Origin of the sequence: Mycoplasmopsis bovis PG45, from assembly GCF_000183385.1 — a bacterium.
GTDB classification, from domain to species: domain Bacteria; phylum Bacillota_I; class Bacilli_A; order Mycoplasmatales; family Metamycoplasmataceae; genus Mycoplasmopsis; species Mycoplasmopsis bovis.
Genome location: NC_014760.1, coordinates 510,897 through 525,936, shown reverse-complemented (window position 1 = coordinate 525,936; position 15,040 = coordinate 510,897). Strand labels below are relative to the sequence as shown.

At 30.4% G+C, this 15,040-nt stretch carries 13 protein-coding genes; 4 read left to right on the top strand and 9 right to left on the bottom strand.

The features are described 5' to 3' along the window. Window positions 1-14: 14 nt before the first annotated feature. The 4 genes from MBOVPG45_RS02255 to MBOVPG45_RS02240 all read left to right on the top strand — a co-directional run bounded on the left by MBOVPG45_RS02255 (window position 15) and on the right by MBOVPG45_RS02240 (window position 7,075). Entirely contained in the window at window positions 15-2,354 is a 2,340-nt protein-coding gene (locus tag MBOVPG45_RS02255; protein ID WP_013456300.1) for a class I tRNA ligase family protein, read from the top strand. A gap of 209 nt (window positions 2,355-2,563) precedes the next feature. Continuing rightward, a complete protein-coding gene (lon, locus tag MBOVPG45_RS02250) occupies window positions 2,564-5,563 on the top strand; it encodes an endopeptidase La (protein ID WP_193763585.1) in 3,000 nt (999 codons plus the stop codon). A 91-nt stretch (window positions 5,564-5,654) separates the two neighbouring features. Continuing rightward, on the top strand, window positions 5,655-6,380 hold the full coding sequence (plsY, locus tag MBOVPG45_RS02245; protein WP_038582744.1) for a glycerol-3-phosphate 1-O-acyltransferase PlsY: 726 nt from the start codon (window positions 5,655-5,657) through the stop codon (window positions 6,378-6,380). A 188-nt stretch (window positions 6,381-6,568) separates the two neighbouring features. Continuing rightward, a complete protein-coding gene (locus tag MBOVPG45_RS02240) occupies window positions 6,569-7,075 on the top strand; it encodes a hypothetical protein (RefSeq protein ID WP_013456007.1) in 507 nt (168 codons plus the stop codon). A gap of 104 nt (window positions 7,076-7,179) precedes the next feature. Here the strand turns inward: MBOVPG45_RS02240 and MBOVPG45_RS02235 are convergent, their stop codons facing one another. The 9 genes from MBOVPG45_RS02235 to MBOVPG45_RS02195 all read right to left on the bottom strand — a co-directional run bounded on the left by MBOVPG45_RS02235 (window position 7,180) and on the right by MBOVPG45_RS02195 (window position 14,808). Continuing rightward, window positions 7,180-8,091 carry a hypothetical protein gene (locus MBOVPG45_RS02235; RefSeq protein WP_013456419.1) on the bottom strand — a complete coding sequence of 304 codons (912 nt, stop codon included), beginning with the start codon at window positions 8,089-8,091 and terminating at the stop codon, window positions 7,180-7,182. Window positions 8,092-8,226: 135 nt separating this feature from the next. Further along, entirely contained in the window at window positions 8,227-8,640 is a 414-nt protein-coding gene (locus MBOVPG45_RS02230; RefSeq protein ID WP_013456542.1) for a F0F1 ATP synthase subunit delta/epsilon, read from the bottom strand. Between the two features lie 15 nt (window positions 8,641-8,655). Further along, window positions 8,656-10,119 carry a F0F1 ATP synthase subunit beta gene (atpD, locus tag MBOVPG45_RS02225; protein WP_013456276.1) on the bottom strand — a complete coding sequence of 488 codons (1,464 nt, stop codon included), beginning with the start codon at window positions 10,117-10,119 and terminating at the stop codon, window positions 8,656-8,658. 52 nt (window positions 10,120-10,171) lie between these two features. Further along, complete coding sequence (atpG, locus tag MBOVPG45_RS02220; RefSeq protein WP_013456581.1) at window positions 10,172-11,035, bottom strand: ATP synthase F1 subunit gamma; 864 nt, start codon at window positions 11,033-11,035, stop codon at window positions 10,172-10,174. Then, window positions 11,028-12,614 carry a F0F1 ATP synthase subunit alpha gene (gene atpA, locus MBOVPG45_RS02215; protein WP_013456587.1) on the bottom strand — a complete coding sequence of 529 codons (1,587 nt, stop codon included), beginning with the start codon at window positions 12,612-12,614 and terminating at the stop codon, window positions 11,028-11,030. The genes atpG and atpA overlap by 8 nt, the downstream gene beginning before the upstream one ends. After that, complete coding sequence (atpH, locus tag MBOVPG45_RS02210) at window positions 12,607-13,167, bottom strand: ATP synthase F1 subunit delta (protein WP_013455930.1); 561 nt, start codon at window positions 13,165-13,167, stop codon at window positions 12,607-12,609. Before atpH ends, atpA begins: the two co-directional genes overlap by 8 nt. Window positions 13,168-13,169: 2 nt before the next feature. After that, window positions 13,170-13,742, bottom strand: coding sequence for a F0F1 ATP synthase subunit B (atpF, locus tag MBOVPG45_RS02205; RefSeq protein ID WP_013954809.1), 573 nt, complete (start codon window positions 13,740-13,742; stop codon window positions 13,170-13,172). A 4-nt stretch (window positions 13,743-13,746) separates the two neighbouring features. Then, window positions 13,747-13,974, bottom strand: a complete 228-nt coding sequence (gene atpE, locus MBOVPG45_RS02200; protein WP_013456149.1) for an ATP synthase F0 subunit C — start codon at window positions 13,972-13,974, stop codon at window positions 13,747-13,749. A gap of 15 nt (window positions 13,975-13,989) precedes the next feature. Next, window positions 13,990-14,808, bottom strand: a complete 819-nt coding sequence (locus MBOVPG45_RS02195) for a F0F1 ATP synthase subunit A (RefSeq protein WP_013456258.1) — start codon at window positions 14,806-14,808, stop codon at window positions 13,990-13,992. Window positions 14,809-15,040: the final 232 nt, after the last annotated feature.

The window sequence follows — 15,040 nt, the reverse complement described above, 5'->3', positions numbered from 1 at the left end:
CTCAAGGGGAATTTATGAAAAATTATGATTATATAACAATTGAGCAAAAATGACAAAATTACTGGGATAGCAGTAGTTATTTTGAGCCTAAAGATGATCATAAATTAGCCAAAAAGTATATTTTAAGTATGTTTCCTTATCCATCAGGGAATATACATATGGGGCATGTAAGAAACTATGCTATTGGAGATGCTTTAGCTCGTTTTTATAGACGAAAAGGTTTCAATGTGCTTCACCCATTTGGCTGAGATGCTTTTGGTTTGCCAGCTGAAAATGCAGCTATCAAACACAATATTCATCCTAAAACTTGAACTTATCAAAACATTAGTTCGATGAATGAAAATATTAAAAAATTAGGTATTTCTTTTGCTTGAAATTACGAATGCATAACTAGTGATGAAATCTATACTCGCTGAGAGCAAGAAATATTTATAAAAATGTGAAATAAAGGCTTAGTTTACAGAAAAAAAGCCTTGCTAAATTGATGCAACAAAGACAAAACAGTTTTAGCAAATGAGCAAGTAATTAATGGCAGATGCTGAAGATGTGATGAGCCAATTGAGCATAAAGAAACTGAACAATACTATCTGAAAATTAGAGATTATGCCAAGGAATTGCAAGAGTCTTTAGAATTGTTAAAAGGGAATTGGCCTGATAAAGTTTTATCAATGCAAAATAACTGAATTAACTATAAGACAGGCTTTTTAGCAACTTTTAGTGATTCAGCAAAATCATTAAAATCAAACGTTGAAGTATTTATTTCTGATAAAAAAGACTTAGATATAGTTAATTTTATATGCATTAGTGCAAATCATAATTTAGTTGATGAGTTAATCAAAAATAATTACTTAGATAGCAAGCAAATTGATCAAATTAATAAAATAAAAAATCTAGCACAAGCAAAAGACTTTTCACTAAAAGCAGCACTAAAATTGCCTTTAAGTGTTGTTTTAAAGGGAAATTCAGAAAAATTAATAGATGTTTATGTTTCAGATTTTGCTTCTTTAGGAACTAAAAATAATGCACTCATTATTAATGTTAATAAGCTATCTAGCTATGAAAAATTTGCAATAGCAAACAATATTAGTATTGAAAATTATCATTCTAATTTTGATTTATCGTCATTAGAATCAAGTCATTCAATTAATATGCAAGACTGAGGAATTAGCCGTCAAAGATACTGAGGCGCACCTATTCCAATGATTCACTGCTCTATATGCGGTATTGTTCCTGAAAAGTTTGAAAACTTACCAGTTAAATTGCCTGAAAATGTTGATTTTACTAAAAGCGGAAACCCTATTACTTCAAATTTAGAATGAATTAAAACAAAATGTCCTAAATGTAACTCTGTTGCAATGAGAGAAACTGACACATTTGACACATTTTTTGAATCTAGTTGATACTTTTTAAGATATACATGTCCCCCAGAATTAAGAAATGATATGGCTTTAGACAGAGACTCTGTTGAATATTGAAATTCAGTAGATACCTACATTGGCGGAATTGAACATGCAATCTTACACTTGCTTTATGCTCGTTTTTTCACAAAAGTAATGGCTGATTTAAATTATGTTTCATTTAGAGAGCCTTTTAATATTTTATTAACGCAAGGAATGGTGCTTAAAGATGGCGCAAAAATGTCAAAGAGCAAAGGTAACACTGTTTCTCCTACAGACTTATTAGAAAAATATGGCGCTGATACTGTTAGACTATTTATACTTTTTGCAGCTCCGCCTGCTAAGGAATTAGAATGATCTGATGATTCAGTTGAAGGATGCAATAGATTTATTAATAGACTTTATAATTTATATTCTAGGGTTCAAAATGTAAATGATTTAAGTATTCTAAAAAGCATTAATCATAATTCACTAACTGATTTTGAAAAAAATGCAAGAATGAAGCTATATCTATCATTAAAGAAGCAAGAATCAATTTATTTAGATAACAGAAATGAATATGCATTTAATACATTAATTGCTTCTGTGATGGAAACTTTAAATGCATATGAAAAAATTGATAATAATTTACTTTTATTAGAATTCTTCTATGTAGCTCTAAATATTTTGGAACCATTTATGCCACATTTAGTTTGAGAATTGAGCAATAATTTATTTAAGCTAAAAAACTTAACTGATTTTTATGTCGATTCTAAAGCATTAGAAACAGACCAAATTACTTATGCTGTTACAATAAACGGCAAAATTAGAGCTCAAATTTCTGTTTTAGTAGATAATAATAATAAAGATTATGTCTTAAGATTGGCTAAAAATGAAGCTGCAAAATGAATTGAAGGAAAAACTATAGTTAAGGAAATTTTTGTACCTAACAAAATAGTAAACATAGTAATTAAATAATTTTTTTAGCACTCGCATTGTAGAGTGCTAAAATTATATTATAATTAGTGCTATATTAATTTACATAGGAGGGCAATATGGGGAGACCTAAAGGAAGCACCAAAAGTAAAAAAAGAGAACTAGATGCACATTTTGATTATTTATTATTTTTAAATGTGTTTAAAAGAAGAACATACACAAAGGCAAATGATCCTGTAAAAAACTGCTTTGTGTTGCTTGATCGTGAAGTTGTTAAATTAGAACTTACAGATGACTTAATTAAAGAAGCAACATACTGAAAAGACATTATTGACAATTACACTAAAAATAACTCAAATGGATCAGATATCATTAAAAAAACTAAGGTTATGTTAGCATACTACAGACCAACAGTTACAAATAAAGTTATTAATGAATCTGATGTTGCATCAAAACCTTATGCAACTTATGCTGATGTCTTAGAAAACATCAATATTTCAAACCTTGATTCAAATATGACACTATGTCAGGTTGAATCTATTGACAAAGTGTATGACAATAATACTCAAAAATGACAATACATTGCAACTTTAAAAGCAATCCACAAATATGAATTACAGGATATATATGGTGATGAGCACACAATTGCCTCTTTAAACATTGATGACGAGGAGTTGCCGCTTAAATATGTTGACGGTGTAGTTGCTTTTAGATTTAGTTCTAAAAGTGATAATGATGAAGTAGCTCTTGCAGATCCTACATTGGACCTTAGTGGCTTTGAAGAAGTTATAAACACCTTAATTTATGACAGAAACTGAAATGACGCTATGCTTCTTTACAGATATATTAGAGGTTATTCTTCTGAAGAAATAAGACATTGAACAAAAGGTGCAGGAGAAATGGGGCCTGACTTTATCGGTGAAGGCGAATCTAGACTAGAAGCTTTGGTTAATGCATTAACCGGATTTTTCCTTCTGCCTCCATATGAACTATTTTCTATTTATTCATTACCTAATGCTGTGCTTCAATTCGAGGCATTAAAAAGCACATTCGTATTAATGACAGGCTTGATTCAAAAGTTTATTAATAACTTGAAAAAAGGTAACTCTGATAAGCTTTCAAATGTTTACAATGCATTGTCTGATAATGATTTATTTAAGACATCAATGGAGCAAATTAAAGAACATCCTGAATTAGAAAAACAATTTAAATTTGAAGTTGAAAGAATCTACAGATGATATGAAGAGTACTTGCTACTTGGCTATATATCTGAAGAAGATATGAAACTAATTTTAAAATTGATTGAACAAAACCAAAATGAATCTGGCAAGAAGGGCTTAAAAAAAGATAATACAGCGATGAAAGATCAAATTGACAAGGAATTAAATAAAAAAATTCAAAGCAATTTAGATAAACAACAAAAAGAGTTCTTACTTCGTGAAAAAATGAAAGCTATTAAAGAACAACTTAATGAATCTGATGATGATGAAGGCGATGAAGAGTATTCAAAAATTGTCAATGATCCTGTTCTTAAGCAAATGTATCCTGAATGAATTATTAAGTCAATTAAAGTCGAACGTGATAAGTTAAAAAACATGATGTCATCTAGCCCAGATGCTAATATTACTCAAACATACATTAGCAACCTTAAAAAACTTCCATGAAGAAAAGTAGAAGTTGAAAATTTAGATATAAATAGAGCTAGAGAAATTTTAGATAAAAATCATTATGGCCTTAAAGAGGTTAAAGAACGTGTAATTGAGTACTTATCATTAATAATTAACCACAGAAACATCAATAAAGAGGCAAGTGAAAAAGACTTAATAAAAATTGATGACCATTCACAAATTGATTTGCAGTTGTTTAAAGAAAATACCAAAAATAAAACACAAAAGCAATTTAATAATGTGCCAATTTTGACCTTGGTAGGTCCACCAGGTACTGGTAAAACTTCATTAGCTCGTTCAATAGCAGAAGCCTTAGACAAAAGTTATGTAAAACTAAGCTTAGGTGGCTTACATGATGAATCAGAAATAAGAGGACACAGAAAAACTTACATTGGTGCTATGCCTGGTAAAATAATCAAAGGACTTCAATCAGCCGGTGTATCGAATCCGCTTATTTTATTAGATGAAATAGATAAAATGTCAAGTGATATTAAGGGTGATCCTACTTCAGCTATGCTAGAAGTTTTAGACCCTGAGCAAAACACCAAGTTCCAAGATAATTACATTGAGCATGAATATGACTTATCAAAAGTATTATTTATTGCTACAGCTAATTACTACGAAAATATACCTGCACCATTATTAGACCGTGTTGAAATTATTGATCTTAATAGCTACACAATTAATGAAAAAATTAAGATTGCTAAGGAACATTTAGTTGAAATTGTTATTGCTCAAGCAGGCCTAAAACCAGATCAATTCATTATTGACGATAAAGCTTTAGAGTTTATAATAAAACACTATACAGCAGAAGCTGGTGTACGTTCATTAAAGAGAAACCTAGACAAAATAGCCCGTAAAATAGTTACAAAGATTGTTTCTGGCGAAAAAATTGACAAGTTTGTTATTGACCAAAACAATATCCCTGAGTTATTAGGAACTCCAAAAATAAGCGAGACCGAAAAAGAAATGGTGCCACAAATTGGTTCTGTTAATGGTTTAGCATTCACATCTATTGGTGGCACAACACTTCAAATTGAAGTTTCTTGATTCAAGTCAAAACAACCAGGAATTAAACTAACAGGACAGCTTAAAGAAGTTATGCAAGAATCAGCAAAGATCGCGCTTTCATATGTAAGGGCAAATGCTGATAAATTTGGAATTAAAAACATTGATTTCGATTCAACAGAAATCCATGTCCATGTTCCTGAAGGTGCTGTTCCAAAAGATGGACCTAGTGCTGGTGTTACATTCACTACTGCTCTAATTTCAGCTTTGGCTAAAATTCCTGTTTCACAAGAAGTTGCTATGACAGGGGAAATTACTCTTAGAGGAAAAGTTTTAGAAATTGGTGGGCTAAAAGAAAAATCTTTTGCGGCTTTTAAAAAAGGAATTAAGACTGTCTTCATTCCAAAAAACAATGAGAAGAATTTAAGTGATATTCCTGAGGAAGTAAAAGAAGCAATTAAATTCATTCCAGTTTCTCACTATGATGAAATTTGAGAACATTTATTTAAGGGCAAAAAATCTGAACAAATTGATTCAGAAAATAAAAAGTCTAAAACAACATCAAAGAAGTTTTAATTCATTCTAAATATGCAAAAAATGCACATCGAAATGTGCATTTTTAACTTTCAAAATTTAAATAATCATTAAATGTGTAAAATATAAAAATATGAATGTAATGTATAGTATTTTGATAAATTTAGCATTATTTTTAGTTGGATATTTACTTTTAGGATCATTCAACACATCAATTATATTAAGCAGAAGAGTTAAGAATGATGATATCAGAGAGCATAATAGCAAAAATGCTGGTGCAACTAATAGTTTAAGAACTTACGGCACTAAATTTGCTTTAGCTGTTTTTGCAGCTGATGTACTAAAAACACTTATTCCTATTTTAATAATTGCTGCAATTGTTAATCATATTCAAGCAGTTAAAGAGTTTTCGCTTATTTCTTATATTAGTCCACAAGCAATAGGTTTAGGTGTAGTGCTTGGACATATTTTCCCAATTTATTATAAATTTAAAGGTGGAAAAGGCGCAGCTTGTACAGTGGGTTTAATAATTTCAATTAACATTATCTTGTTTTTGATTGCATTTATAATATTTTTATTAATTGTTGGAATAACCAAAATTGTTTCGCTTGGGTCAATTACAGTGGCATTTTCACTTCTTTTATTTGTTTGAATGCCATGAATGGTTCAAGGGCCAGTTGGCTACTGACCTAATGCAGTTGAATATGCTAACCGATTTATTCCATTATCTAATTATTGATTTGTTAGCCCAATAATTTATACTTTATGTGCACTATTAGTTGTTGTAAGTCACCGCGATAATTTCAAAAGATTAATTAATAAAACAGAGAGAAAATTTTCAGTTAAAAAGGTAGCTTAGAAAACAAGAGCTGCTTTTTTAATTTAAACTAATAGGAACTCACATTTTATTAACACTACAAAATCAGTAAAAGCACAATTATTATTCCTTAAAGTAGCATAATTCACGCTTTTTGCGACTTATCTACAATTTTTCATAGTGGAAAAAGTTGATAAAAATAGAGCATATTGCTATTTTAAAATTATATTATGCAAAATGATTTAAATACAAAAGAAAGCAAAATAGAGTTACTGCCAGTCTTAAAGCCAATATCGCTATATCCTGAGTTCATAGATAAAATTGATGGAGAAAACAAATTAAAATCTAATGTTATAACAGTAATTGCAATAGATGATAATGATGTTTACTTTGTCAGTGGACTATTATCAGAAAATACTGATAGCGCCAACCAGAATATAATTAATATTGATACTGAAGACGGGATTCTCGAAAATGGAAAAAGTGCAAAAGTTATACTAGCTAAAGCAATTGACTTGTCAATTATCTACAAAATGAGTTATGATGAACTTGTACCTAAAATTCAAACTAGCTGAGACAATATGGCTAGATTGCCTTATATCTCGCTTAAAGACCAATTGAAAGTTGTTAACTGAGTCTCAGCCAATTTAGCTAATCAAAGTGGAACTCCTAAATTGGTTGTTATACGAAAAAAACGTAGAGATGACAGCGACAAAATAAATGGGGCATCAACTTAATTTTTGCAATATTCCAAAATTTTGCATAACTTGCTATTAAATTAGCAAGTTTTTAAAACTTGTAAATTAAAAACTCACTGCATTTAGTGAGTTTTGTAACTTTATTATGCCATAGCTTTTTGCGTTGTTACATCTTCATTTTGTGCTTTTTTAGCTTTGTCATTTTTAGATGAATTAAGAATTACATCATCAATAACTTTTACAAATGGTCTAAATAGAATAAAGAACAACATATATGGCGCAATTGGAAATATTAACAATCCTAATACAAATACAGTAGTAAATAGTCTCTTGTTTTCAGGTGTATCTGTAAATATCTTAAGAGTAACCAGATCTTGGTAGTATGGTAATGGTTTTACTCTATGAGATAAGTACATAAAGTTTCAACCTTTAAGAACTAATTCATTTGTAGTTGTTGCATAAACAATTTCATTTAAGATTACAGTTGCAATGAATATTGAAGCCATAAATACTATGTGGTAAACATATGTTTTTCAACTACGAAATGGTAATTTACCTTTTAGCACTAAATAACATCCTAATGAAAATGTTAAAGCAGATTGGAACATATAGTAAACATTGTTAGGTGTATTATTTGAGAATACAACAGCTGGATAAACCAATAAAAAAGCCCCAATGGTTAATCCTGATATTCCAATAAATGGCAATAATGCTGCTTCTAATCTTTTATTTGGTATAAAGAAGTAAAACGGTAGCACTCATAGGTAAAGCGAAACAATTTGTACTGGAACATATGCTAAATTATATTTTGCTGTTTCATGAACTTTCATTCAAGCAATTTGACCAAATTGCCTAAAAATCAGTTCTGAAAGGAAAATAAATATTCATACAAAGATTATTGCACCACGAACAACATTTCTGCTTGCACTTTGAAATACAAATAGTAAAAATATTGTTAATGCAATTGCTGCACAAATAAACAAAATGTGATTTAGACCAAAAATTTTAGGAACTTCAACAACTTGGTTGTATCAGTCATTAAACTTTACTCACATTTTCCCTCCTAGCTGACTTAAAATCTATTAATTAAATTTTATACTATTAATGGCATATCACTATAAAATGGTATAAAACAGAATTTTTGGACGCAAAAGCAAATAAAAAACCTCTGTGAATTAGAGGTCTTGTGATTATTTATTTTGAGAAACATTAATTCTGTTAATTGCCTTTTTTAGCTTAATTTCAAAGCGTGAAATAACTTCAGCATCGCTATTGCTACTTAAAACACTAATAGCTTTGTCTCTATCACTTTCGGCTTTTTTAACGTCAATGTCACTATTAAGAATAATATCATTAGTAATTATGTTGATGTTAGATTTATCAGCATAAACTATGCCATCACTTATAGAGTATACTTTTTCTTTATTATCAGGATAGTCTTTTATAACTAATTTACAGATATCAATAGTTGTTAATAGTTCACTTCTGTTTGGTTGTAAAACTATCGACCCACCACTTTTGGTTTTTAGCTCAACACTTAACACTGGCCCATTATAAAAGGTTCTAGCTTGTGTGACAATTTTTAAATTTGAATAACTTTGCATAGTGATGCTTACTTTCTAAGCTTTAGCTTTTTCAATTTCAGTAGTATTAGCTTTTAAGTAGTTTTCATAGTTTGCTTTAACTTCATCAATTGAGCCTACATATATGAAAAACTCTTCAGGATATGAATCGTACTTACCATCTAAGATTTCTTTAAAGCTTCTTACAGTATCATCTCTTTTTACATACTTACCAGGCTTGCCTGAAAATTTTTCAGCAACAAAGAATGGCTGACTTAAAAAGTTTCTAATTCTTCTTGCTCTAGCAACAACTTTTTTATCTTCTTCGCTTAGTTCGCCAATACCTAAAATTGCAATTATGTCTTGTAACTCTTTAAATCTTTGTAAAATAGAAACCACTCTTCTGGCTGTTTCATAGTGTTCTTGGCCAATTACAAGTGGGTCAAGCAATCTTGAAGAAGACTCAAGCGGATCAACAGCGGGATAAATTCCTAAGGCTGCAATGTTTCTATCTAAAACAGTTTTAGCATCAAGGTGGTTAAATGTAGTAGCAGGCGCTGGATCTGTTAAGTCATCGGCTGGAACATAAACAGCTTGCACTGATGTTATAGATCCTTTGTTAGTTGAAGCAATTCTCTCTTGTAACTGACCCATTTCTGTTGCTAATGTTGGTTGGTAGCCAACAGCACTAGGCATACGACCAAGAAGTGCGCTAACTTCGGAACCGGCTTGTGTGAATCTAAATATATTATCAATAAAAAGTAAAACATCTTGCTTTTCTTTATCTCTAAAGTATTCAGCCATTGTTAAGCCAGTTAGCGCAACTCTCATACGCGCACCAGGTGGCTCATTCATTTGTCCAAAGACTAATGCTGTTTTTTCTAAAACTCCTGAAGCTAACATTTCATTGTATAAGTCATTACCTTCTCTAGTTCTTTCGCCAACACCAGCAAAAACTGAAAGACCGCCATGTTCTCTAGCAATATTATTAATTAATTCTTGCACTAAAACAGTTTTGCCCACTCCAGCACCGCCGAAAAGTCCTATTTTACCGCCTTTTACGTAAGGCACTAAAAGATCTATAACTTTAATTCCTGTTTCAAAAATTTCGCTTTCAGTGCTTTGCTCTTCATAAGAAGGAGCTGGCGCATGAATAGGCATTTTTATAGTATCAGGCATAGGTTTTAAGTCAATAGGATTGCCTAAAACATCAAACATTCTACCTAATACTTTATTACCAACAGGAACACTAATTGGTGCGCCTGTGTCATAAACATCAATTCCACGTGATAATCCGCTTGTTGAAACCATTGAAACGGCTCTAACAGTGTCATCACCAATGTGCTGTGCTACTTCTAGAGTATAAGTATTGTTATTATAATTAATTATTAAAGCGTTTAATAATGAAGGCAATTGGCCTTTAGGAAAATGAACATCCACAACAGGGCCTACTATTTGTACAACCTTGCCTTTGTTGCTACTATTGTAATTTTCAGAGTTAATCATTATGTTTTCTTTCATAAACTCTCCTTAATAAATGCACTTATAGTTCTATAAAACAGATTTATTAGGCTTAAACTGCATCAGCACCAGAAACAATTTCTATTATTTCATTTGTAATTTTTGCTTGACGTTTACGTTTGAATTCCATATCTAAATCAGTTATTAAACTATCTGAGTTTCTAGTTGCATTTTCCATTGCACTTCTGCGTGCAGAGTGTTCACTAATAAGTGAAGTAGCCATTGCTAAATGTAATTTAGAATCAACAAAAAGCGGAATAGCATCAGCCAAAACATCCTTTGCACTTGGCTCAAATTCAAGATTAAAGTCAATTTCTTTGCGGTTGATGTGTTCACGAATCATAACTTCATTAAATGGAAAAACTCTTTCGCAAGTTTCTTCTTGAACTAAATTATTTATGAATTTAGTATAAATGAAGTTAATTGAACTTACAGTGCCATTTCTATAAAACTTGAATGCTTTCTTGATTATTTTTGAAACAACAGTACTAATTCTTTTACTTTGTAAAATGTCACTAATGTTAATTATTTGCTCGCCATAATTCTGCTTAAGAGCTCTATAGCCATATGATCCGATTATTATTAAATAATCATCGCTAGTTATAGTTTCTTTTACAAGTTTAATTATGTTAGCATTATAAGCCCCGGCTAGGCCTAAATTGCTAGTTACAATAATATAAAGTTTGCTTTTGCTATTGTTTCTAGACTTCATTAACTCTTCTAAATCATCATGGCTAATGTTTTCAAAAATTTTTTTAAATGTTTGATCTATAAGTAAGTTATATTTTTCGACTTCATCAAAGGCATTTTTTGCTTTTTTTAATTTAGAATAAGAGACCAATTCCATTGCATGAGTTATTTTTCTTATTGATTGGACAGTTTTAATTCTGCTTTGAATAGATTGAATACTAGACATTATTTTGTTCTACATACTTAGCTGGCATTGGAAGCTCAGCTTCAGGTTTGTAATCATGCAAGGAAGCTATTATTTTATTTACAATTTTAACTAATTGAGTAGTAATAGCATTTTTAATTTCGCTGTTTAATGCATTTTTGTTTTGTTTTATTGCAGCAACTATGCTCAACCCATCTAAATCTTTAGTCATATATTTGATAACTTCATCACGATATCTTCTTAATTGACTAACTGGAAGTGGATTAATAATTTTTTCCTTGATCCCTAGCAAAATAGCCGTTTGTGAAAAATGATCTATTGGATAATATTGCTCTTGTTTAAGAAGTTCATAAACTTTTAGACCATGTTTTAGAATAGCAATAGTAGAATCGTCTAAATCTGAGCCAAATTGGGCAAAAGCTTGCATTTCATTATATTGAGCAAGTTCTAATTTAAGAGAGCTAGAAACTTCCTTCATAGCTTTAGTTTGCGCACTAGAACCTACCCTAGAAACACTAAAACCAACATCAACAGCAGGTCTTTGTCCTGAGTGGAATAAGTTTTCTCTGGTAAAAATTTGACCATCAGTGATTGAAATAACATTAGTAGGAATATAAGCTGATATATCACCTTGTTGAGTTTCGATTATTGGTAAGGCAGTAATTGAACCACCGCCATATGAAGAGTTAACCTTAGCAGCTCTTTCTAATAATTGAGAGTGTAAGTAGAAAACATCACCAGGATAAGCTTCACGTCCGGGCGGACGTCTTAATAATAGTGATAAAGTTCTGTAAGCAATAGCATGTTTTGATAAATCATCATAAATAATTAAGCAATCTTTGCCTTCTGACATTCACTCTTCTGCTATTGCTGTGCCTGAATAAGGAGCAATGTATTGTTGAGGTGCTAATTCTGAAGCTCCAGAAACAATCACAGTTGTATAGTCCATTGCTCCAGCATCTTGTAATTTTTTAGTAATTTGGGCAACTGTTGAGTTTTTTTGTCCAATTGCTACATAAATGCACTTAACATTTTTATCTTTTTGATTAATTATAGTATCAATTGCTATTGACGTTTTTCCAGTTTGCCTATCACCAATAATTAATTCTCTTTGACCTTTACCAATAGGAATCATTGAATCAATTGCAATTATTCCAGTTTCCAAAGGCTCATTAACTTCAACCCTGCTCATAACACCAGGCGCTACCTTAAAAATTTCCCTACGTTTAGTGTTATTAAGTGGCCCTTTTCCATCAATAGGCTCTCCTATTGCATTTATAACTCTTCCAGTTAATTGATTACCAACTGGCACTGAAATAACTTCACCCGTTCTAGTGCATAAATCACCTTCACTAAGTGCATTAGCGTTACCAAATATAGCAACACCAACTACTTCTTCTTCTAAATTCAATACTAAGCCAGTAATATTGTCTTTGAACTTAACTATTTCACCATTTTTTGCATTATCTAGGCCGTTAATTAAGGCAATTCCATCACCAATAGTAACAATATATCCAATTTCTGAATAATCTATTTTTGAATCAAAACGCCTAATTCTATCTTTGATAATTGCGCTTATATCAGTGCTTTTGTTAGCCATTTAAGCCTCCATTTTTATCGTTAATTAATGATGAAATTTTTTCTAAATCAGCTTTAGCATTATGCTCAATTATGTCATTTCCAATCACTATTTTAAATCCAAAAATTAAGCTCTTGTCTATATAAGTATTGAGCACAATTTTTTTATTGTATTTTTGTTCTAGTTTTTGAATAATTTTAATTTTTAATTCATTGTCAATTTCAAAAGCAGAAATTAATTTTGCTCTTATTATATTTAAGTCATCTTCAACAATATGTATATATATTGATAGAGCTTGTTGCAACAGCGACGAATTGTTTTTAGCTATTAAAAGCTTTAAAAAGTTTGCAAAAGTTTTTAATTTTTCATCGTATTGAACTATTTCATTGGCTAATTCACACTTTTTTTCTACAGCAATCTTACTGCTGTTAAAAAATGAAGAGATTGCCCTATCATTACACAAAAGTTCATAGAAACTAAGTATATTCTCATATGTGCTACTTACACTATCTTCTTCTTTATGTAAGTCATATAGTGCCAAAGCATAACTATCGGCATTAGCTTTAATATACATAGCTAATTATCCTTTAAGAAGTTGTTAATCACTTCATCTTGTGACTCTTTTGTAACTTCTTTTTGCATAATTTTTTTTGAAATTTCAATAGCTGCCTTAGCAATGTTTGATTTAGAATCATCAATCATTTTTTGTCTTTCTGATTCAATTTCAGTATGAGCTTTATCTATTATTCTCTTTGATTCATTTCTAGCTTTATGAACATATTCTTCAATTACATTTTCGCCATGAATTTTGGCATTTTTGATTAATTCATCTGCTTCAGAATAAGCTTCAGCTAACCTTTTATTAGCTTCATTTAATTTTTGCTTAGAAATATCATTGGTTAATTTAGCTTCATCAATATTTTTTTGTATATAGTCATGACGTTCCTTCATTGCTTTTTTTATAGGCTTATGAAGCAAGAATCATAAAATTACAACAACTAAAACAAATGCAATTATAGTAGCCAAAAACATAGGTCAAGTTGGGAAAAGTGCTCTAAATTTATCCTTTAGTTCTTCTTTAATTCCACCATTATTTTGACTGCTTAAAAGCATATTGGCATTAAGTGATAAGTTATAAATTAAGTTCATATTATTAATTAAAAGCAAACATTAATAGAATTGATATAACTAATGCATAAATAGCAGCAGATTCAGAAACCGCTTGACCAACAAGCATCATTGTTCTAATCTTGCTTGCTGCTTCAGGATTTCTTCCAACTGCTTCAGCTGCCTTACCAGCAGCAAGACCTTGACCAAGACCAACACCTAGACCAGAAATCATACTAATGCCAATACCTATTGCAATTAATCCTTTTTCCATAATAATCTCCTTAACTTAATATATATTTTGAGCAACATTAAGTTGCTTAACTTTTATTTGATTAGATGAAAAATAATTACTTTTTTCATCAATTTTTACATTTTTTTCTTCTATTTCAGCTTCTTGTGCTCATCAAATAGTGGTAAGTGAGCAAAATACTAATGCTTGAATGAAGGCACTAAAAACATCAAAATAAAGATGTAATACAGGTGTGAAAATCACTGCTAAAAGCGGTAGTGGTGGTGAATTTGGAATCATTTTAGTTCAAATGTATCCAAAAAGTGAGTAAATCATAACCATAATTATGCTTCCACCAATAATGTTTCCAAAGATACGGAAACTAATTGAGATTAGCGGCGAAAACTGGCCTATTATCTCAATTGGATTTTTGTACCTAGCAAAAAATCTTCATTTTTGATAAATCAAGCCTGTTACATAAATCCCTAATCATGACATTAGTCCAAAAGTTAATGCAATTGAATAAGAAGTTGTAACAGGTTCCAACCCAATTAAGCCTAGCAAGTTTCCAAGCAATAAAAAGGTTGCTAAACCAAAAACATAAAATCTTGCTTTAGGAATTTTTCTATCAGTATTATCATCATAAACATTATCAATGTAATTTACATAGCCTTCCATTGCCAAAATAATGCCACTAGGGGCTTTGTCTTCTTTTGCATATTTTTTAATTTTTATAAACACATATAAAGAGAAAATTAAGCAAATTAACACAACAACAATCAATGATAGAAGTTGCTTTTGATTTCAGTCAGCATATCCGCCATTAATTCAATCACTAAAGATATTAGATTCGCCTGCACTTTTGACTGTATTCATTTATGCCTCCTTTCTTTTTTTTATTTATAAAACACAATAATAAACTCATTTTTAAAGTTACAAAACCAAAAGTATAAGTTATCAAATTAACTGGATAAAAAGCTATTTGAAAACTGCTTTTTGTGTAAATATTATTCATGTTCTTGATGCTTATTTTATTTACAAAAATTAATAAAACTGTCAAAAATCCCACAAGAGTAAAACTAGTAACAAAAGCTAAGACGCTTAAACT